General features: G+C 68.8%; 20 protein-coding genes. 9 read left to right on the top strand and 11 right to left on the bottom strand.

Annotation, left to right across the window (positions count from 1 at the left end):
* Positions 1-2: 2 nt before the first annotated feature.
* Positions 3-686: a methionine ABC transporter permease gene (locus H7K45_RS06910; RefSeq protein WP_263995032.1), complete on the bottom strand. Its 684-nt coding sequence runs from the start codon at positions 684-686 to the stop codon at positions 3-5.
* The gene (locus H7K45_RS06905; protein ID WP_263995031.1) at positions 683-1,690 is read right to left on the bottom strand and encodes a methionine ABC transporter ATP-binding protein; all 1,008 of its coding nucleotides are present in this window, start codon (positions 1,688-1,690) and stop codon (positions 683-685) included. The genes H7K45_RS06910 and H7K45_RS06905 overlap by 4 nt, the downstream gene beginning before the upstream one ends.
* A gap of 283 nt (positions 1,691-1,973) precedes the next feature.
* On the opposite strand from H7K45_RS06905, the gene H7K45_RS06900 reads away from it, so the two are divergent.
* From H7K45_RS06900 to H7K45_RS06885, 4 genes are all read left to right on the top strand, one after another.
* A complete protein-coding gene (locus H7K45_RS06900) occupies positions 1,974-2,273 on the top strand; it encodes a hypothetical protein (protein WP_263995030.1) in 300 nt (99 codons plus the stop codon).
* A gap of 71 nt (positions 2,274-2,344) precedes the next feature.
* Positions 2,345-3,796, top strand: coding sequence for an LLM class flavin-dependent oxidoreductase (locus H7K45_RS06895; RefSeq protein WP_263995029.1), 1,452 nt, complete (start codon positions 2,345-2,347; stop codon positions 3,794-3,796).
* 10 nt (positions 3,797-3,806) lie between these two features.
* Positions 3,807-4,976, top strand: a complete 1,170-nt coding sequence (locus H7K45_RS06890; RefSeq protein WP_263995028.1) for an LLM class flavin-dependent oxidoreductase — start codon at positions 3,807-3,809, stop codon at positions 4,974-4,976.
* Positions 4,973-6,193, top strand: a complete 1,221-nt coding sequence (locus H7K45_RS06885; RefSeq protein WP_263995027.1) for an SfnB family sulfur acquisition oxidoreductase — start codon at positions 4,973-4,975, stop codon at positions 6,191-6,193. The genes H7K45_RS06890 and H7K45_RS06885 overlap by 4 nt, the downstream gene beginning before the upstream one ends.
* Here the strand turns inward: H7K45_RS06885 and H7K45_RS06880 are convergent.
* Complete coding sequence (locus H7K45_RS06880; RefSeq protein ID WP_263995026.1) at positions 6,190-8,013, bottom strand: fatty acyl-AMP ligase; 1,824 nt, start codon at positions 8,011-8,013, stop codon at positions 6,190-6,192. The genes H7K45_RS06885 and H7K45_RS06880 overlap by 4 nt on opposite strands.
* Positions 8,014-8,311: 298 nt before the next feature.
* On the opposite strand from H7K45_RS06880, the gene H7K45_RS06875 reads away from it, so the two are divergent.
* Positions 8,312-9,664 (top strand): HNH endonuclease signature motif containing protein, encoded by a 1,353-nt coding sequence (locus H7K45_RS06875; protein WP_263995025.1) that lies wholly within the window; start codon positions 8,312-8,314, stop codon positions 9,662-9,664.
* Here H7K45_RS06875 and H7K45_RS06870 read toward each other — a convergent pair.
* The 4 genes from H7K45_RS06870 to H7K45_RS06855 all read right to left on the bottom strand — a co-directional run bounded on the left by H7K45_RS06870 (position 9,661) and on the right by H7K45_RS06855 (position 12,556).
* A complete protein-coding gene (locus H7K45_RS06870; protein WP_263995095.1) occupies positions 9,661-10,665 on the bottom strand; it encodes an NADP-dependent oxidoreductase in 1,005 nt (334 codons plus the stop codon). The two genes, H7K45_RS06875 and H7K45_RS06870, sit on opposite strands and share 4 nt — an antisense overlap.
* 11 nt (positions 10,666-10,676) lie before the next feature.
* On the bottom strand, positions 10,677-11,288 hold the full coding sequence (ripD, locus tag H7K45_RS06865; RefSeq protein ID WP_263995024.1) for an NlpC/P60 family peptidoglycan-binding protein RipD: 612 nt from the start codon (positions 11,286-11,288) through the stop codon (positions 10,677-10,679).
* Between the two features lie 212 nt (positions 11,289-11,500).
* Positions 11,501-11,995 carry a thiol peroxidase gene (tpx, locus tag H7K45_RS06860; protein ID WP_263995023.1) on the bottom strand — a complete coding sequence of 165 codons (495 nt, stop codon included), beginning with the start codon at positions 11,993-11,995 and terminating at the stop codon, positions 11,501-11,503.
* Positions 11,996-12,082: 87 nt separating this feature from the next.
* The gene (locus H7K45_RS06855; RefSeq protein WP_263995022.1) at positions 12,083-12,556 is read right to left on the bottom strand and encodes a hypothetical protein; all 474 of its coding nucleotides are present in this window, start codon (positions 12,554-12,556) and stop codon (positions 12,083-12,085) included.
* 63 nt (positions 12,557-12,619) lie between these two features.
* Here H7K45_RS06855 and H7K45_RS06850 point away from each other — a divergent pair, with 63 nt between their 5' ends.
* Positions 12,620-13,063 (top strand): SRPBCC family protein, encoded by a 444-nt coding sequence (locus H7K45_RS06850; protein WP_263995021.1) that lies wholly within the window; start codon positions 12,620-12,622, stop codon positions 13,061-13,063.
* On the opposite strand, the gene H7K45_RS06845 is transcribed toward H7K45_RS06850, so the two are convergent.
* Complete coding sequence (locus H7K45_RS06845; protein WP_263995020.1) at positions 13,060-14,466, bottom strand: amino acid permease; 1,407 nt, start codon at positions 14,464-14,466, stop codon at positions 13,060-13,062. The genes H7K45_RS06850 and H7K45_RS06845 overlap by 4 nt on opposite strands.
* 277 nt (positions 14,467-14,743) lie before the next feature.
* Between H7K45_RS06845 and H7K45_RS06840 the strand changes: the two genes are divergently transcribed.
* A complete protein-coding gene (locus tag H7K45_RS06840; protein WP_263995094.1) occupies positions 14,744-15,394 on the top strand; it encodes a cutinase family protein in 651 nt (216 codons plus the stop codon).
* Here the strand turns inward: H7K45_RS06840 and H7K45_RS06835 are convergent, their stop codons facing one another.
* Genes H7K45_RS06835 through H7K45_RS06825 form a run of 3 tightly spaced genes read right to left on the bottom strand, consistent with a single transcriptional unit; the run spans position 15,395 to position 17,860 of the window.
* Complete coding sequence (locus tag H7K45_RS06835) at positions 15,395-16,324, bottom strand: enolase C-terminal domain-like protein (protein ID WP_263995019.1); 930 nt, start codon at positions 16,322-16,324, stop codon at positions 15,395-15,397.
* A gap of 13 nt (positions 16,325-16,337) precedes the next feature.
* Positions 16,338-17,147: a GNAT family N-acetyltransferase gene (locus H7K45_RS06830; RefSeq protein ID WP_263995018.1), complete on the bottom strand. Its 810-nt coding sequence runs from the start codon at positions 17,145-17,147 to the stop codon at positions 16,338-16,340.
* Between the two features lie 14 nt (positions 17,148-17,161).
* Complete coding sequence (locus H7K45_RS06825) at positions 17,162-17,860, bottom strand: hypothetical protein (RefSeq protein ID WP_263995017.1); 699 nt, start codon at positions 17,858-17,860, stop codon at positions 17,162-17,164.
* A 68-nt stretch (positions 17,861-17,928) separates the two neighbouring features.
* Between H7K45_RS06825 and H7K45_RS06820 the strand changes: the two genes are divergently transcribed.
* Together H7K45_RS06820 and H7K45_RS06815 are read left to right on the top strand one after the other, a co-directional pair.
* The gene (locus H7K45_RS06820) at positions 17,929-18,537 is read left to right on the top strand and encodes a class I SAM-dependent methyltransferase (protein WP_263995016.1); all 609 of its coding nucleotides are present in this window, start codon (positions 17,929-17,931) and stop codon (positions 18,535-18,537) included.
* The gene (locus H7K45_RS06815) at positions 18,534-18,935 is read left to right on the top strand and encodes a VOC family protein (protein ID WP_263995015.1); all 402 of its coding nucleotides are present in this window, start codon (positions 18,534-18,536) and stop codon (positions 18,933-18,935) included. Before H7K45_RS06820 ends, H7K45_RS06815 begins: the two co-directional genes overlap by 4 nt.
* Positions 18,936-19,010 lie beyond the last annotated feature (75 nt).

The following is a 19,010-nucleotide window of genomic DNA, read 5'->3' as shown; positions in this document are numbered from 1 at the left end:
GTCTACCGCGTCAGGGCTCTGACGAGGCGGTCGCCCGCGAACTGAACGGCCTGGACGGTGATGATCAGGGTGATCACCGTGGCGATCATGATGTTGTGGTCGAAACGGTTGTAGCCGTAGGTGATTGCCAGGTTGCCCACCCCTCCAGCGCCGATCGAACCGGCGATCGCCGAGTACTCGATCATGGCGATGAGGTTGACCGTCAACGCGCCACCAAGTGCGGGCAACGCCTCGGACAACTGAACCGTGCGAATCAGCTGCACGTGCGTGCCACCGGAGACCTGACCCATGTCGGTGACGTCGGATCGCACGTCGCGCAAGGCATTCTGGACGAGACGGGCGAAGAAGGGCACACCCGCAACCGTCATCGGCACGATCGCGGCGGCGATGCCGATCGTGGTGCCGACGATGAAGCGCGTGACGGGGATGATCGCCGTCATGAGGATCAGGAACGGCAGCGAACGGCCGACGTTGACGATCGTGTTGAGGACCCTGAAGACTCGCGGGTCGGGGAAGAGCCCGAAGTCCGACGTGTTGTGCAACGTGATTCCCACCGGAGTGCCGATCAGCAGCACCAGGATCATGGTGACGCCGACCATCAGCCAGGTCTGTCCGTAGGCGGGCAAGAGCAGAGTGGGCACGTCGGCCCACGGAGTGCTGAAGTCCTCCCCCGCAGCGAGGATCATGCCGCCGTCTCCGCGGTCTCGGGCTTCGGACTGGCCGCCGTGACGTGCAGTCCGCGGTCTCGCAGATGACGCTGGAATCCGGCTGGCGCAGAGGGCGAGACGGCCAGCAACGCCCGTCCCACGGCCACCCCGCGAATGGCCTCCACGCTCGCGCTGAGCACGTCGACCCGCGAGTCGGAGATCCCGGGCACCGTGTGGATCGAGGTGAGCCAGTCCAGGGGCACCTCACGGGAAGCGTAGGAGACCTCCCACACTTCCCCGGACCCGTGAAACGGCACACTGGGGCGGTCCGGCAACAGCTCCCGGGCCAACGAGGAGGTCGGGTCGAGGATCACGTCGTCGACCGCTCCGCTCTCGATGATGCGGCCTCCGTCGATCCTGGCGACCGAATCGGCGACCTCGCGCACGACTTCCATCTCGTGGGTGATCAGGATGATGGACAGGCCGAACTCGTCGCGAAGGTGGCTCAAGAGGGCCAGGATCGACTTCGTCGTACTCGGGTCCAATCCCGACGTGGCTTCGTCGGACAGCAGATAGGACGGGCCGAGGGCGAGGGCGCGCGCAATCCCAACGCGTTGCCGCTGGCCGCCGGACAGCTGGGCCGGGCGATCGTTGCGCCGGTCGGCCAGGCCGACCCGGTCGAGCAGCTGAGCCACTCGTTTCTCGATGGAGGCGTCGGTGGCACCGAGGTATTCCAGTGGCAGCGCGATGTTCTGGGCGACGGTCCGGCGGCGCAACAGCGGGGCCGTCTGGAAGATGACGCCGACGCTGCGCCTCGCCGCGAGTAGCTCCTTACCCTCGAGCCTGGTGAAGTCCTTGCCGTCGACCCGCACGGAGCCGCTGGTAGGGCGCTCCAGGAAGCTCACGCACCGCGACAGCGTCGTCTTGCCGGCGCCGCTGGGCCCGACGACCGCCAGGATCTTCCCGCTGGGGACCGCTAGTGAGATGTCGTCGAGGACGACCCGATCCCCGAATCGCTTCGTCAGGTTCTCGATCTCGATCATGTTGGCTCACTTCGCATCGGCGGGGGTTCGCGGTGGATCCGGCAACTGCTGCAATCCGTCGATGCGCAGCGTTCTACGCCGTCAGCGCCGTAGATGAGTGAACCTACGGAGGACCGCGAGGGCCGCACAGGTTAGGGATCGGCCTGAGTCAAAGGCGTGCGACCTCGGTTCGATAGCCGACTCTGATGTCACCCACAGCTGGTGCTTAACTCGGCTAAATAACCTTGCGGATGTGTTGCCGGCCGAACAGTCTCCCCGGCGCCCAAACCGGAAGGACACCATGATGAAGTCCACCACGATCATCTCCGGAATCGCACTGGCCGGCGGCTTGTCCGCTGCTGCATTGGGACTCAGCAGCGGGGTGGCCAACGCCGCTCCCGCGCCCGGCGGTACACCCATCCCCGCTCACTGGGGTCCCCCGCCGCCCGGGCCGGGTTGGGGCGGCCCGGGTCCTGCCGGCTGGGGCGGGCCTCCCCCGCCTCCGCCGCCTGCGCCGTGGAACGGTGGCGGCCCGATCCCGGGCGGCTGGAACGGCGGCTGGGAACCCATCGGCGGTTTCTGCCTGGGACCCTTCTGCGTGTAGCGCGGGTGACGTTCGAATCGTCCTGACGCAAAGCAGTGACGTCGACGGATGTGACCGACACACTCGTGCCAGTGAGCCGACCGATCCGTTTCAACGCGTTCGACATGAACTGCGTCGCCCATCAGTCACCCGGCCTGTGGAAGCATCCGCAGGACCAGTCCTCGCACTACAAGGACCTGTCCTACTGGGCCGACCTCGCCCGGCTCCTCGAGCGGGGTCGGTTCGACGGGCTGTTCATCGCCGATGTGCTCGGCACCTACGACGTGTACGGCGCCAGCGACGAGGCGGCCATTCGACAGGCCGCGCAGGTCCCCGTCAACGATCCGCTCCTGCTGGTGTCGGCGATGGCGCTGGTGACCGAGCACCTCGGCTTCGGCATCACCACCGGAACGGGATTCGAGCACCCGTATCCGTTCGCGCGGCGCGTGTCGACGCTCGACCACCTCACCAAGGGCCGGGTCGGCTGGAACGTCGTCACCGGATACCTGCCCTCGGCGGCGCGCAACATGGGCCAGACCGACCAGCCCGCGCACGATGCGCGCTACGACCACGCCGACGAGTACCTCGAGGTGCTCTACAAGCTGTGGGAGGGGTCCTGGGAGGACGACGCCGTCATCCGTGACCACGAGCGTGGGGTGTACACCGACCCCGACAAGGTCCACCACATCGGCCATGCCGGAACGCATTTCACCGTCCCGGGCATTCACCTGTCGGAACCGTCACCGCAGCGGACCCCCGTCCTGTTCCAGGCGGGCGCCTCGCCACGCGGCGTCCGGTTCGCCGCGGAGAACGCCGAGGCCATCTTCACCGCAGCGCCGACCAAGGCCATCCTGCGCGAGACGGTGACGACCATTCGTCGCGAACTCGAACTCGCCGGCCGAGATCCGTACGCGGCGAAGATCTTCAACCTGTCCACCGTGATCACCGCCGCGACCGACCAGGAGGCTCGGGCCAAGCACGCCGAGTACCTCTCCTACGGCGACCCCGAGGGCGCCCTGGTGTTCATGTCCGGCTGGATGGGTGTCGACCTGGCCAGCTACGGGCTCGACGAGCCCATCGGCAACGTCGACTCCAACGCCATCCTCTCCGCGGTGAAGGCCTTCCAGTCCGCCGATCCGGACGGCGGCGAATGGGCCGTCGAGGACATCGCCAACTGGGGAAAGATCGGCGGCATCGGCCCGCTGATCGTCGGCTCCGGAGAACACGTCGCCGACGTGCTGCAGGAATGGGTCGAAGAAACCGACGTCGACGGGTTCAACCTCGCCTATGCGATCACGCCCGGGACCTTCGCCGACTTCGTCGACCACGTGGTGCCGGTCTTGACCGCCCGAGGAGCCTACCAATCGGAATATGCGCCAGGAACGTTGCGCAACAAGCTGTTTGGTCGCGGCGACCGCCTACCCGACGAACATCGCGGGTCCCGGTATCGCGTGGGCGGGCCGTCGTCGACGATAATCGAACGACCGTCCACCAAGCCCTCGTCATCGTCGTCGACTGCCTCGCAGCCGACGGCCAGCCGCTAGGAGTCCCGCCATGCCCGTCAAGCTCCACTGGTTTCTACCCACCTACGGCGACAGCCGACTGATCGTCGGCGGCGGCCACGGCACCCCCGCCGGGTCGGCACACAGCGACCGCGACGCGTCGATCGACTATCTCGGGTCCATCGTCCGGGCGGCCGAGTCCTTCGGTTTCACCGGCGCGCTCATCCCGACCGGCGCCTGGTGCGAGGACGCCTTCATCACCGCGGCCCTGCTGGCTCGGGAGACCACCTCGCTGGCCTTCCTGGTCGCCTTCCGTCCCGGCCTGGTCAGTCCCACGCTGTCGGCGCAGATGGCGGCGACGTTCGCCAGGCACGCACCCGGTCGGCTCCTGCTCAACGTCGTCGTCGGCGGTGAAGCCCACGAACAACGCTCCTTCGGGGACTTCCTCGACAAGGACGCCCGCTACGAGCGGTGCGACGAGTTCCTCGAGGTGGTTCGCCGACTGTGGGCCGGCGAGACGGTGACCCTGGACGGCAAGCACATTCAGGTCGAGGAGGCGGCGCTGGCGCTCCCTCCAAATCCGATCCCGCCGTTGTACTTCGGCGGTAGTTCGAAGGCCGCGGGACCGGTGGCCGCCAAGCACTCCGACGTCTACCTGACCTGGGGAGAACCGCCGGAAGCAGTGCAGCAGAAGATCGAGTGGATCCGCAAGGAGGCCGCCGACGAGGGCCGCACGGTGCGCTTCGGCATTCGGCTGCACACCATCTCGCGCGACACCGCCGACGAGGCGTGGGCCCAAGCCGGCAAGTTCGTCGACGCGCTCGACGAGGAGACGGTGAGCAAGGCGCAAGCCGGGCTGAGCCGCAGTCAATCCGAGGGACAGAAGCGGATGCTCGCCCTCCACGAAGCCAATCGTGCCAACGGATCGTGGAACGACGCCCGCAGCTTGGAGATCGCGCCCAACCTGTGGGCCGGTGTCGGCCTGGTCCGTGGCGGAGCGGGCACCGCTCTGGTGGGCAGCCACGTCGAGGTCGCCGACCGCATCGCCGAATACGCCGAAGTCGGCATCGACGAGTTCATCTTCTCTGGCTACCCGCATCTGGAGGAGCTGTACTGGTTCGGCGAGGGCGTGGTTCCGGTGCTGCGTGAGCGCGGGCTGTTCGACGCCGGTCGAGTCGACTCGGCGCCCACCTCGATTCCCTTTCTGGGCACCTCGCGGTGAGCGCCCCAACCGCGACGGGAGGCGTCACCGCCGCCGCCGACGCGGTGGCGCTGGCACGTCGGCTCTCGGTCGAGTTCGGCGCCGAGGCCAGTGTCCGCGACTCCGAACGCGCCCTCCCGCACGATCAGGTGCGGGCGCTGAAGGAATCTGGGCTCCTGGCCCTGACGGTGCCCGCGGAGTTCGGCGGAGTCGACGCCTCCTATGAGGTCGTGGCGGAGGTGTTTCGGTCGATCGCCGAGGCCGACCCGTCGCTGGCTCAAATCCCGCACTCGCACTTCACCTTTCTCGAAGCCGTGCGGCTCGAGGGGACGCCGTCGCAACGGGCCTTCTTCTACGGCGTCGTGACCGGAGGCGGACTGCTCGCCAACGCACAGTCCGAACGCGGCCCGCACCCGATCGACGTCGACGCCACGACGCTCACCAAGAGCGAGTCCGGTGTTTACGTGCTCACGGGTCGCAAGTTCTATTCGACGGGGGCGCTGTTCGCCGACTGGGTGATCGTCAGGGCGTCGGTCGCCGACGGCTCTGGTGACGCGCCGACGTCCAGCACACCCAAGGCATTGGCCTTCGTGCCGCGGGACGCGCCAGGTCTGCACATCGTCGACGATTGGGACGGCATGGGGCAGCGAACCACCGCGTCGGGCACCGTCACACTCGACGACGTGCGGGTGCCCGGCGAGCACGTCATCCCCTTCTCCCCCATCTTCGCCGAGCCGACCACCTACGGCGCCCAAGCCCAGTTGCTGCACGCCGCGATCGACGTCGGCATCGCCACGGGCGCACTCGGCGAAGGCATCCGGAACGCCGCCAAGGGCCGCCCACACTTCGAAGCTCGGGTGGATTCGACCGGCGACGATCCCACCGTCGTCGCGCTCGCCGGGGAATTGGTGGTCACCGTTCGCGGCGCACAGGCGTTGCTCGGCGAGGCGGCGCGTCAGGTGGACGCAGCCCGGGCGAACCCGACCGCGGACACGACGGCGGCCGCGTCGATCGCCGTCGCCGTCGCCAAGGTCGCCGCGGTGCGCGCCTCACTGGAGGCGTCGTCCGCCTTGTTCGAACTGGGCGGGACCCGCAGCGCCTCGGCGAGCGGCAACCTGTCGCGCTATTGGCGCGACGCGCGCACCCACACCCTGCACGATCCGGTGCGGTGGAAGATTCAGCACATCGGTCGCCATGCCCTGTCTGGAACGCGACCGCCCCGTCACGGGCAGATCTAGTCCCAGGCGCCGTCGAGGTACTGCGCCAGGGACGCCCGCCGGGCGAGTTTGCCGCTGGTGGTCCGTGGAATCGCGCCGGCCGGGACGATCTTCACGTCGTGCACCGTCAGGCCGTGGCGGCGCGACACCTCTGCCGTGACGGCCGCGAGCGCCTCCTGCGGATCGCTGCGGTTGGTGCCTGCGGCACGCTCGGCGACGATCACGAGACGTTCGCCCGGGATCGTGAACGCCGTGACGTACCCGCGGCGAACCATCGGTGACGCGTCGGCCACCGTGGCCTCGACGTGCTGCGGGTACACCGTGCGTCCGCCGACCATGACGCGGTCGGCGAGCCGTCCCGTGACGTAGAGCTCCCCGTCGAGGTAGAACCCGAGGTCGCCGGTGCGCAGCCAGTCTGCCGCCGCGGCGACCCCGGTGGTGTGACTCCCGGACACGAGCGGGTCGGCCAACCGGGCGTGGAACGTACGGGCGCTCTCCTCGGGCAGACCCCAGTAGCCGCGACCGACGTTGTCGCCGTGCAGCCACATCTCCCCGACGTGGCCGTCGGGCAGCTCTGCGGCGGTGTCGGGGTCGACCACCGCCGCCCACAGGCTGCGCGCCACCTGACCCAGGGACACCTGCGCCACCGCAGTCACCGCATCGGCCGCCACGGGCACCGCGCGGCCGGCCTCCAATTCGTCGCGGTCGACGTGCAGCACCGAAGGCGTGGCCGTGGGAGCCGTGGTCGAGACGAACAGCGTGGCCTCGGCGATGCCGTAGGACGGTTTGATCGCGGTGGCGGGCAGGCCGTGCGGTGCGAACGCCTCGCGGAACGCGGTGATGGCCCCCATGCTCACCGGTTCGGAGCCGATGATGAGCACCACGTTGGCCAGGTCGACATCGTCACCGGGCGACGGGCGCCCCCGCTGCGCGGTCCATTCGTAGGCGAAGTTCGGCGCCGCGGTGACCACCCGGCCCTCGCGCGACCCGTCGGACAGCGCGCTGATCCACCGTTGCGGCCTACGGACGAACGCGGTGGGCGACATCAGAGTCGAATGCCCACCGTAGACCGCGGGGAAGCCGATCATCGACAGGCCCATGTCGTGGTAGAGCGGTAACCAACTGACGCCGTGGGTGTTTCGGTTCAGAAGGTCGATCGACAGGATCATCTGAATTAGATTCGTCCCGACCGCGCGGTGGGTGATCTCCACTCCCACCGGCGGGCGCGTGGAACCGGAGGTGTACTGCAGGTGCGAGACGTCGTCCACGTCTACCGCGACCTGTGCGAAACCGTCGCCCTCGTGGTCTGGGATGTGCTCGAGCAGAATCACTTTCGGCCGCAGCCGGGACGGCAGCGTGTCCAGGAACGCCTCCACCGACGACAGCGCGGTGGCGGTGGTCAGCACCACCGACGGCCGCGAGTCACGAAGCGCGGTGTCCAGACGTTCGACATGACCGGGCAGTTCCGGTGCGAACAACGGCACCGCTACCGTGCCCGCCTTGATGGCCCCGAAGAACGCCGTGACGTAGTCGAGCCCTTGCGGCGCCAAGATCGCGACCCTGTCGCCTGCGGCCGCGACGGTGCGCAGGCGGGCGGCAACGGCCCGAACCCGGACGCCAAGCCCGGCCCACGTGAGCTCCACGGCCACCCCGGCCTCGGAGCGGGTGAAGTCCAGATACCGGTAGGCGACGGCATCGCCGACGTGGGCGACGTTGCGATCGATCAGCGAGGGCAACGTGACTCCCGGGGGAAGCGCGACGGCGCCGGCGGAGGTCAGGCAGTCCTCGATGCGGAGCAGACCTTCCGGGGCCGCGAACACCTGACGGGAACCACGGGCCATGCCGCCATTCTAGGCGGCGTGATCCTCGGCAAAGCCGTTGTGACACCGCCGAAGACGTGAGGGTCACCACGTTGGGGGGTGATGCGGGCTAGCGACGTCGATGAAATGGCGGGTTACTCGGCGCGAGGGGGCCCGACGATCCGGTCGCACGGGCGCGCGCTGCGGCAGGCGAGGTGGTGAGCGGATGGCGTCGGCCCGTGAGTCGGGCCTGACCCTGCGTCAAAACTCCTGTGCCACATGAGTTTCAGCAGTCACATCGTTGGATTGTCTTGTCGGTGGGTCGTACTAGTGTTCGAGTATGAGGTCGGATCGGGTCACCGCAGCAGTCGCGGGGATCCGCGCTGCCGTCGCCGAACTCGTCACCCTGGACTGTGATCGGTTCACCCACCTCGAACTGGTCGAGTTGTTGGGGGAACTGGAGACCGTGACCTGGCAGCTGCCCACCGTCGGGCATCGGGTGATCGCGCGGTTGCACCGCGAAGCGTCGCCAACCGAACTGGGCGCGAAATCGCTCGGTGATGTGCTGACCCAGCGGTTGCGCATCTCCAATAAGGAAGTCCGGAGGCCGCTTCACGAGGCAGAAGATCTCGGGCCGCGGGCGACCGTGACAGGGCAGCCGCTGGACCCCAAGCTGGCCCCGACCGCCGACGCCCAAGCCGACGGGGCATTGGGGCCCGAACACGTGTCGGTGATCCGCGGGTTCCTCGACAAGCTGCCCACGTGGGTGGACCCCGAGGTCCGGGAACTGTCGGAGAAGACGCTGGTGCACATCGGGTCCGGCGCCGGCCCCGAGGAACTGGGCAACACGGCCAAGAAACTCATGACCGCCATCGACCAGGACGGGCCCAAACCCGACGACGTCGAACGAGCCAGGAAGCGGTTCTTCCGGTTGGGCAAGCAGCAAGCCGACGGGATGACCCCCTTCACCGGGCTCCTGGACCCCAAAGCCAGGGCGACCATCGAACCAATCCTGTCCAAGTACGGTGCTCCCGGGATGTGCAACCCCGCCGACCACGAACCCCGCACGTCGGGGACACCGTCCCAAGAGCAAATCGACACTGACGACCGCACCGCGACCCAACGCAACCACGACGCGTTGATCGCAATGGGGCGAAGCGTGCTGTCCTCAGGTGAGTTGGGTCAGCACAACGGGTTACCGGTCACCGTCATCGTCTCCACCACCCTGCAAGACCTCGAGAACGGAACCGGCAGTGGGGTCACCGGCGGGGGCAGTCTGTTGCCGATGGCCGACCTGATCCGGATGGCGTCGCACGCCCATCACTACTTGGCGGTGTTCGACAAGCACACCAACGAAGCCCTGTATTTGGGCCGGACGAAGCGGTTGGCGTCCGTGGGGCAGCGGATCGTCCTGCACGCCCGCGACCGGGGCTGCACGAAACCCGGATGCAGCGTCCCCGGCTACGGCACCCAGGTGCACCACATGACCGGATGGGCGAAGAACGGGTTGACCGACGTCGACGACGTCACCCTGGCCTGCGGCGGGGACAATCGCCTGGCCGAAAACGGCTGGACCGTGCAGCTCAAGGATGGGGTGGTGCAGTGGATCCCACCACCGGAACTCGACGTCGGGCAAGCGCGCGTCAACTACCTACACCACCCCGAACGACTCCTCGTCGAATCAGGTGGCTAGCCGACGCGGACGAGCATCTTGCCGATGTTGGCACCGGTGAAGAGACCGTTGAGGGCATCGACGCACGACTCGATGCCCTCGTACACGGTCTCGCGGTGGACGAGCAGGCCCTGCTTCTCCCACTCCCGCAACGCCGCGAACGCCTCGTCGAATCGGCCCCACTCGTCGAGGGCGTTGAACCCCTGCACGGTGGCGGTCTTGGCCAGGATGTTGACGTAGTTGGCCGGCCCGGGGTGCTCACCGGTCAAATAGCTGGAGATGACACCGCACAGCACCACCCTGGCCTTGGCGGCCAGGCGGCCCAGCACCGCGTCGAGAATGGGGCCGCCGACGTTGTCGAAGTAGACGTTCACACCGCGTGGGCACGCCGCCTTCAGCGCGGCGGGCACGTCCCCGGCCCGGTAGTCGACGCACTCGTCGAAGCCGAAGTCCTCGACGACCGCACGACACTTCTCCGGGCCGCCGGCGATCCCCACGACACGGGCACCGGCGATCTTCGCGATCTGACCGGCCACCGAACCCGTGGCACCCGCGGCCGCCGAGACCACGACGGTGTCCCCCGCCTTCGGTCGGCCGATGTCGTGCATGCCGAAGTAGGCGGTGGCCCCCGTTGGTCCGTAGATCGACATCACCGCCAGTTGGTCGACGCCGTCCGTGACGGGTGTGCAGAACACGTCGTCGCGCACGATGGCGTATTCCTGGAACCCGGACAGGGTCGTCACCACGTCGCCGACGGCGTAAGCGTCGCAACGGGTTTCGACCACCTCTCCGATACCCGCCGCTCGGACGACCTCGCCCAACGCCACGGGTGGCAGATAGCCCGGCTGGTCGTTGAGCCACGTTCGCGCTGCGGCGTCGATGCCGACGTAGGTCATCCGGACGAGTGCCTCGCCGTCGGCCGGCCGCGGTGCCGGCGCGACCACCAGCTCGGTGTCGTCCGGCGCGACGAGCCCGTGCGGCCGGCGACGCAAGACGATCTGGCGGTTCGTCAGGTCCGACACCACGAGGCGATTCAGGCGATGATGCGGCCGAGGTACGGGGTCATGTTGGCGGTGCGGACCGGGGAGACCTTGATGCCGGTGTCGGTGGCCTCCAGCATCTGACCGTTGCCGACGAACAGCGCCACGCTCTGCGTGCCATCCGGGCCGAAGAAGATCAGGTCGCCGGGCAGCGCCTGGCTGGGCGCGATCTTCTGCGCGACCCGGTACTGCTCACCGGAGGACCTCGGCAGCTTGATCCCCGCACCGGCGAAGGCATACACGATGATTCCGGAGGCGTCGAAGCCCACGACGCTGGGAGCGGGGGCCGGCACGGGCGCGGGCGCCGCGCCGAGGATGGAGGTGCCCGGCACCGTCCCGAACGCGCTCCCCGGGACCGCACCAGGGACGTTGGGGAGTTGCTCGGTCGCGAGCTCGTCGACCGACGGACCCCGGCCCAGCGAGGGACCGTTGGCGTCGCCGCCGCCGTAGGCGAAGGGAACACCCTGTTGCGAGAGAGCACGCTTGATGATGAAGTCGACGGCCTGCTGGTTGCGCGCGGGCCGCTGATAGGGGTCGGCCGACGCGAGTCCCGGCGTCGCCACCAACACGGCGAAGCTGATCACGAAGGCGAATATGCGTCTCATCGGGGTTTCCATCTCTCTGCTGTGTCGGGGCGACGATTTACTTGTACTACCCCTCAACGCAGGCACACCAATGCCTGGTTGCCGCAACGCCGATGAGCCGCCATTCCGTGACCGAACGGTGACGCCGCGTGCCGGTCGCGTGGCATGGGACACACGACGACGGCGAGGACCCATGGGGTCCTCGCCGTCGGTGGAGAGTGTCGGTGGTCGGGTCAGCCCAAGGCGGCCAGCGCCGCGTCGTAATTCGGCTCCTGGGCAATCTCGGGCACCAATTCGGTGTAGGTGACGTTGCCGTCGGCACCGATCACCACGACGGCCCTGCCGAGCAGCCCGGCGAACGCGCCGTCGGCGATGGTGACGCCGTAGTCCTTGCCGAAGCTGTCCCGGAAGCCCGAGGCCGTCGTGACGTTCTCGATGTCCTCCGCCCCGCAGAAGCGCTTTTGCGCAAAGGGCAGATCGTTGGACACGCACAGCACTGCGACGCCGGCTTGGGCGGCGCGTTCGTTGAACGTCCGCACGCTAGTGGCGCAGACAGGAGTGTCGACCGACGGGAAGATGTTGAGCAACAAGGGTTTTCCGCTGAACTGCTCGTCGGTCACGGCACTCATGTCGGTGCCGGTCAAGGTGAAGCCAGGTGCGGGTGACCCGACCGCGGGGAGCTCGCCGACCGTGTTGATGGGATTTCCGCCTAGCGTTATCTGTGCCATGGGAACAGTCTGCCAAGTCCACCCGAAACCCTCGAGTCGGGGTGGTCGGTTCGGACGGTCGAATTACCCGGCGCCTGGGGAGACGGGCTACCCGGCGTTGGCGCAGAAGTTGGGTACGCAGAACCTCGCGCCACCCTGGTCTGCACTGGCGCTGCCGCCCGGCACGAACACGCTGGCGCCGCCGGGACTGGTCGAGGCACCGGCACCAGGCACCGTGGCTTCGGTGCCACCCGGACCCGCCTGCACACCGGCGCCGGGGACCACGGCGCCGGCTCCGTCCGGGCCAGCTTGGGCACCGGCACCCGGGACGTTCACGTCGGCGCCGTCATGGTCGGCCGTCGCTCCTGCACCTGGGACTACGGCGCCGGCTCCGTCGGGTCCGGCGGTCGCACCCGTGCCAGGAGCTCCGGCGCTGGTGCCGTCCGGACCGGCGACGGCGCACGCTGGCGTGCCCTCGACACCGCACGGGGGCGGTGGGGCGGCTCCGGCCAGGGGGGCGAGGGCAATCGCGGTGACTCCGGCGCCGGCGACGAGAATCTGTGTGAAGAATTGCTTGCTCATGAGACGCGAGTACCACTAAGTATTTTGCGCAAAACATCCCGATCTGTGAGCTACGTTTCCCTGGTGGCCGTCAACGAATCGCGCGAAATCACCATCGAGGCAACCCCCGAGGAAATCCTCGACGTTCTGTTCGACATCGAAACCCTGCCGGAGTGGTCACCGGCCCACCAGGAAGTGGAGGTACTCGAACGCGACGCCGACGGGCACCCCAAGCGAACCCGCCAAGTGGTGAAGATCGTCGGCGTCACCGACGAACAGGAACTCGCCCACACCGTGCACCCGGACGGCGTGGCGTGGACATTGGTCAGCTCGCAACAGCAGCGCTCACAAGAAGCGCGCTACACCCTGACCCCGGTCGGTGAGGACTCCACCCACGTCCGGTTCGACATCACGGTCGACCCCACCGTGCCGCTGCCGTCGTTCCTGATCAAGCGTGGCGCCAAGGGCCTGCTGGACACCGCCACCAAGGGCCTTCGCGACCGCGTCCGAAAGGTCAAGCGGGGCTAGCGCGTCGAGATCGACGGGTGGTGCCCCCGGCGCCGGTGCACGACGACTCCGGCCCCGACGATGAACACCGCCGAGATCAACGACAGGAAGATCGCCGACTGCTGATCGGGGTCGAACGCCATCAACACCAGGACCGCGACGATGGCCACGATCACCACGACTGTCAGGTAGGGGAACAACCACATCCGCACCGGCGCCTGTTCACCCTGGGCACGCATCGTGCGCCCGAGGACGAACTGGCTGACCGCGATGGCCAGGTAGACGAACAGGGCAATGGCGCCACTGGTCGCCAGGAGGTAGCCGAAGATCTTCTCCGGCAGCAGGTAGTTGCCGACGACGGCGAGGAAGCCGACCACCATCGACGCCAGTACCGCGACCCAGGGCACGCCGTTGCCGGTGAGCTTGCGCACCGCGCGCGGCGCGTCCCGGCGGTCCCCCAGCGAGAACAGCATCCGGGATGCGGTGTACAACGCGGAGTTCAAACACGACGCCACCGCCGTCAGGATGACCAGGTCCATGATGATCTTCGACCCGGGGATGCCGATGGCCTCCAAAGTGCTCTGATACGAGCCGTTCTCGAGCTTGTCGTAGGGCATCAGCGCGACGATGACGAAGATGGAGCCGATGTAGAACAACGAGATCCGCCAGATCACCGAGTTGACGGCCTTGCTGATGCCGGTGGTCGGGTCCGGCGACTCGGCGGCGGCGATGGTGACGATCTCGGTGCCCATGAAGGAGAACATCGTCACCAACATGCCGGCGATGACGGCCCCGAACCCGTTGGGCATGAAACCGTCTGGCTGCCAGAGTGAGTCGATCCCGCTGACCTGGGAATCGGGGATGAGGCCGAGGATCGCCGCGATGCCGATCGCGATGAAGGCGATGATCGCGACCACCTTGATGAGGGCGAACCAGAACTCGAACTCGCCGTAGTTGCCGACGCTGACGAGGTTGGTGACCGTGAGCAGGAGGGTCACGGCCAAGGCCCAGACCCATTGGGGCGCACCGACGAGGTCCGACAGGATGGCCGCCGCGGCGGTGGCCTCGACAGGGATGACCAGCACCCAGAACCACCAGTACAGCCAGCCGACGGAGAAGCCGGCCCAGCCGCCGAGCGCCCGGTCCGAGTACACGGAGAAGGACCCGGTGTCGGGATTGGCCGTCGCCATCTCGCCGAGCATCCGCATCACCAGCACCACCAGGGTGCCCGCCAGGAAGTAGGAGATCAGCACCGCGGGGCCGGCCTCCTTGATGGCGTTGGCGGAGCCAACGAAGAGGCCGGCGCCGATGACGCCGGCGATAGAGATCATGGTGATGTGACGTGGTTTGAGGCTGGTGCCGAGACTGCCGTCCGGGGCATGCGGGCGGGAGGCCTGGTCTTCGGCGGAAGCACGATCGGTCATGTCAAGCCACCCTTCGTCGATGCCGGGCGGCCCCCTGCTCGCTCGGCGCGGTGTGGGTTTCCCACCCCCCACGAATCGAAACCGGGTCGTGTTCGACGCATCGCCCGGGAACTTCTCGGCGACGATATCCTGTTGTCAGAGTGACGGAAGTGAAAATTGGGTACGAGCTGAGGACGACACCGACGTCGACCCACCACCCAACTCACCCCACCGATGTCAAGGAGCGGCCGTGCACGTGCAAGGGGCAACCTCTCGGTGGTCACGCGCGGCGGCCGTGATGGCGTCCGCCCTCGTCCTGGGCGGTACCTCGGCCGTCGCGCTGAGCACCGCGCCGGCCGCCGCGGCCGCCAACGACTGCCCCGACATCGAGGTCGTATTCGCCCGCGGCACCGACGAGCCCCCGGGCATCGGCGTCGTCGGCCAGGCACTCGTCGACTCCCTGAAACCCCTGGTCAAGGGCAAGTCCATCCGGTCCTACGCGGTGAAGTATCCGGCGTCCTACGACTTCCTCGGCGTGGCCACCGGCGCCACCGACGCCAGCCTGCACGCCCAGGCCACGGCGAAGAGCTGCCCCAAGACCAAGATCGTCCTCGGCGGGTATTCCCAGGGCGCGGCGGTCATGGACGTGGTCACCACCTCCCCCATCACCGGGCTCGGCTTCCAGGCGCCGCTACCCGCCGCCATGACCGACCACATCAGCGCGGTCGCGGTGTTCGGCAACCCGTCGGCACGTCTCGGTCAGCCCCTGACCACGCTCAGCGCGCTCTACGGACCCAAGACGGCCGACATGTGCAACACCAACGACCCCATCTGCTCCCTCGGCAAGGACTTCACCTCCCACGTCCGCTATCCCCAGTCGGGACTGGTCAAGAAGGCCGCCCAGTGGATCGCCGACAACCACCTCAACACCAAGTCCCAGTCCGCCTGATCAGGCGGTCCCCCTGGCCGCCCGCAGCCGGCGGCGCCAGAGGTCGGCGCGGTCGGAGTCGGTGATCGCGTACTGGCGGAGCAGGTCGGCGGACGGAGCGGCCGGCGTCGGTGCCACCGGAAGATGACCGTCCACCGGCCGCAGCGATCGGCCAGGCGCGACCAGGTCGCCCGTCAACTCCGACACCGTGCCCAGCGCACATGCGTACCGCAGCTCCGGCAGCGCCCCGGCCAACGCCAGGCCGGCGGCCAGCCCAATGCTCGTCTCGCCCGAGGACGCCACCACGCACGGCAGCTCGAGCCGTTCCGCGACGCGCAACGCACGGCGTACCCCGCCCAGCGGCCCACTTCGCAGGACCACCACGTCGACCACCCCGGCGCACGACGGCCCCGAGGCGATCGGCACCTCTACTCTGCCGCGCAACGCGCCCAGCTCGGCGGCGCTGCCACAGGGATCGGCGACGAAGTCGACGCCACCGGCGGCGTCGACGAGAACGGCGATCGCCGACACCGCGGCGTCGACCCCCCAGGTGCCGTTGCCGGACAACCGAATTCGCCCCTGGGGACCAAACGCGTCACGGACCGCCGCGACCCGGTCGGCGTCGGCGGCCAGGCTCCCCGTCCCGACGGCGACGTCGGCGGCCAGGCAGCCCGACGCCTCGACGACCCGACGCGCCGAGCTGGGGTCGACCGCGCCGACCACCACCGCGATCGGCACCCGGCCGCGCCGCGAATCCGGCCAGCCCACGGTGCCTCCCTCGACGGCGGCGGTCAGCCACCGGGAAGCCTCGTCGTCGGCGCACGCCAGAAGCGGACTGAACTCGCCCCACCCCTGTGGGCCCTCGATCAACATGCCCTCGTGAACGCCGGAGCCGTCGGCCATGGGGATGCCGAAGATCGGCGCGGCGTCGAAGTCGATCATCGCCTTCATCGAGAGCAGGCCTTCATCGGGGACAAGCTAATCCAACGGCCCGAGGCGGCATGCGGTAGGCCTGCACGATCGGCGCGACGGGCTCGAAGCCGGCCCTGCGGTAGACCCGCCCTGCCGGATTCGTCGCCTCGGTGACGATTACCCATTGCGTGCATCCGCGGGCGGCCGCCCACGCGCCCGCGACACCGAGGAGGTGCGAGGCGAGCCCCGTGCCACGATGCTCGGGGGCGGTGGCGACGGTCTGATAACGCGCCGTGCCACCGCAGTCGACGATTCCAAGTTCGGCAACCAGGCGGCCGTCGGCGAACGCGCCGACGAACCGGGCCGCACCTCGGGCCACCAGCGCGCGCTGAGACGCGATTCGCGCTCTGGCGAACCGCTCGTGGGCCACCTCCTCGTACCGGAGGCCCTCGGCGTTCACGGCGACGTCCCGGGCGACGAACTGCTCCCAATCCAGGCCGGCCAGCTCGCGGACGACGTATCCGGTCGGTGGGGCGGTGCGGCGCGGCGGTTCCGCGGCGGCCAGCACGTCGTCGACTTCGAGCTGCACCCCATGCCGACCCCAGCCGGTTCGATCGGCGGGCATCCGCGCCAGCCCCACCGCGACCCAGTCCGCGTCCGGGAAAGCCGACTCGAACGCCGCCACCCAGCGGTCTGCGTCGTCGACTGCCTGTTCGTCGGTGACGAGAAGGCAGTTGCCCCAATGAAAGTCGGGGTTGGCCGGCGTCCGGACGAGCACGTGGTCCTGACGCTCCTCGACGATCGAACCGGTCAGTTCGAGCACCGCGAGATCGGTGGCCCAGCCCAACGACCGGGTGCGCATCACATCTGTGGCGCTCAGCCGAAGAATCCGTGCGCGCCCGATTGCCCCGGAGTCGCGCGGCCGCGGTCGGTCTGGCGCGGCGGCGGCGGAGGCGTCGCGCTCAGCGGAGCCCGTGTCACGTTCTGCTGCGGTTTCTTCGGTTCGTCGGGCGTCTGCTGAGGTGGCCAATAGTCCCGCGTGACGACCGGCGGAGGGTCCTCCGGTGGCGGTGGCGGCGGAAGCACCGGGGGCGGCGGCGGCGGCAGCGGAGCAACGGTCGCGACGACGGGCGGCGACGTCGAGGGAGCCGGCGGCGAGGCGGACGGACTCGCAGGCGCCGGCGATGCGTCGTCACCGCCGGGGCCACGCACCAGCAGGACGATTCCCACGACGACCGCCACGCCGGCGACGACGGCAGCGACGACCAGCGCCGCCCGAGGGGGACGCCTCGACGACCTCGACGGGGTGAACTCCCAGGCGCCGCTGTCGGCGATTCGGGACTCCCACGAGGGGGGTGCGGCGGCAGGGACGGGCTCTGCCAGGTCCATGTCCCGAACGAACCAGCGGTCGGTGTCGGCCTCGGACGCGTCGCGGTACTGCGGCGGTGGAGGTGGTGTTGGCGGTGGGGGCGGCGCCGGCTGGGGCGGCTCGTCCTCGGCGGATGCTTCCGCACCGAACCACCCGTCGTCGGGGTCGTAGAAGTCTCGATCGGCCCCCAGATCGCGAACCGTCATTCGGCCATGTTACCCCGGTTGACGTGCCCAAAGGACAGCCGTCGACCACCGTGCACGATGATGGCGCGGTGAGCACCCGTTGGCAGGACACCGACGCACCGCGCGGCGACGACTACGACCAGCGGTGGGCCAGACTCGCCGAATCGGGCGCCAGCATCCACGGTGAGGCCGACCTCGTCGACGGCCTGCTGGCGCAGACGGGGGGCCACAGGGTGCTCGACGCCGGGTGCGGCACGGGCCGGGTCGCCGTCGAACTGGCCCGGCGCGGACGATTCGTGGTGGGGGTCGACGCAGACCCCGACATGCTCTCCGCTGCCCGCGCGAAGGCCGCCGACCTCGAATGGATCCAGGCCGACCTCGCCGAGCTCGACGATCACCGTCGGGAGTCCTTCGACCTCGTCCTCCTCGCCGGCAACGTGATGATCTTCCTGACCCCCGGGTCCGAGGAACGCGTCGTGCGGCAGATGGTGGACCGCCTGGCCCCCGGAGGCCTACTCGTCACCGGGTTCTCCCTGCGCCCTGGGCGACTCACCCTCGACGAGTACGACCACTTCGCCGCACGCGCCGGAGCGACGGCCGCGGCACGATGGGCGACCTGGGACCGCGAACCCTACGACCGGGGCGACTACGCGGTGTCGGTGCACCGTCGCCCCGACGTGGCAGGGTCGTCGTCGTGACCCCGACGACGCCCCAAGACTCCCCCGCACTGCACATCGGATCGGTGTCGGTCGACTGTCCCGACCCCGGCCAGCTTGCGGACTTCTACGCCGACCTGTTCGGCATGACGCGGGTCGCCGAGACCCCCGACGGTCGGGTCGTCGCCATCTCCGACGGCACTCACACGCTCGCCATGATGAAGGTCGACGACTACGTACCGCCGACCTGGCCCGAGCCCGGACAGGGACAGCAGATGCACTTCGACGTCTCGGTCGCCGATCTCGACGCCGCCGAGGCCCGCGCGCTGGCCGTCGGAGCCCGGCTCGCACGGCATCAACCCGCTCCGGAGCTGTGGCGGGTGTTCCTCGACCCGGCCGGACATCCGTTCTGTCTGACCACCTTCGGCCCCCAGCCCTAGACACCCGGCGTCGTCGGGGGCGAGTCGCTATGCTGGCGCATTCCGACGGCCCGACGGCCGGACGTTCGACCCCCG

Source organism: Mycobacterium yunnanensis (assembly GCF_025823185.1).
Taxonomy (GTDB): domain Bacteria; phylum Actinomycetota; class Actinomycetes; order Mycobacteriales; family Mycobacteriaceae; genus Mycobacterium; species Mycobacterium yunnanensis.
The sequence above is the reverse complement of the archived record's forward strand: the minus strand, read 5'-3'. Positions and strand labels throughout refer to the sequence as shown.

Coding starts and splice junctions, on each gene's coding strand:
- H7K45_RS06910 (WP_263995032.1), bottom strand. CDS start 686: ATGATCCTCGCTGCGGGGGAGGACTTCAGCACTCCGTGGGCCGACGTG.
- H7K45_RS06905 (WP_263995031.1), bottom strand. CDS start 1,690: ATGATCGAGATCGAGAACCTGACGAAGCGATTCGGGGATCGGGTCGTC.
- H7K45_RS06900 (WP_263995030.1), top strand. CDS start 1,974: ATGAAGTCCACCACGATCATCTCCGGAATCGCACTGGCCGGCGGCTTG.
- H7K45_RS06890 (WP_263995028.1), top strand. CDS start 3,807: ATGCCCGTCAAGCTCCACTGGTTTCTACCCACCTACGGCGACAGCCGA.
- H7K45_RS06880 (WP_263995026.1), bottom strand. CDS start 8,013: ATGGCCCGTGGTTCCCGTCAGGTGTTCGCGGCCCCGGAAGGTCTGCTC.
- H7K45_RS06875 (WP_263995025.1), top strand. CDS start 8,312: ATGAGGTCGGATCGGGTCACCGCAGCAGTCGCGGGGATCCGCGCTGCC.
- ripD (WP_263995024.1), bottom strand. CDS start 11,288: ATGAGACGCATATTCGCCTTCGTGATCAGCTTCGCCGTGTTGGTGGCG.
- tpx (WP_263995023.1), bottom strand. CDS start 11,995: ATGGCACAGATAACGCTAGGCGGAAATCCCATCAACACGGTCGGCGAG.
- H7K45_RS06855 (WP_263995022.1), bottom strand. CDS start 12,556: ATGAGCAAGCAATTCTTCACACAGATTCTCGTCGCCGGCGCCGGAGTC.
- H7K45_RS06845 (WP_263995020.1), bottom strand. CDS start 14,466: ATGACCGATCGTGCTTCCGCCGAAGACCAGGCCTCCCGCCCGCATGCC.
- H7K45_RS06840 (WP_263995094.1), top strand. CDS start 14,744: ATGGCGTCCGCCCTCGTCCTGGGCGGTACCTCGGCCGTCGCGCTGAGC.
- H7K45_RS06835 (WP_263995019.1), bottom strand. CDS start 16,324: ATGAAGGCGATGATCGACTTCGACGCCGCGCCGATCTTCGGCATCCCC.
- H7K45_RS06830 (WP_263995018.1), bottom strand. CDS start 17,147: ATGCGCACCCGGTCGTTGGGCTGGGCCACCGATCTCGCGGTGCTCGAA.
- H7K45_RS06825 (WP_263995017.1), bottom strand. CDS start 17,860: ATGACGGTTCGCGATCTGGGGGCCGATCGAGACTTCTACGACCCCGAC.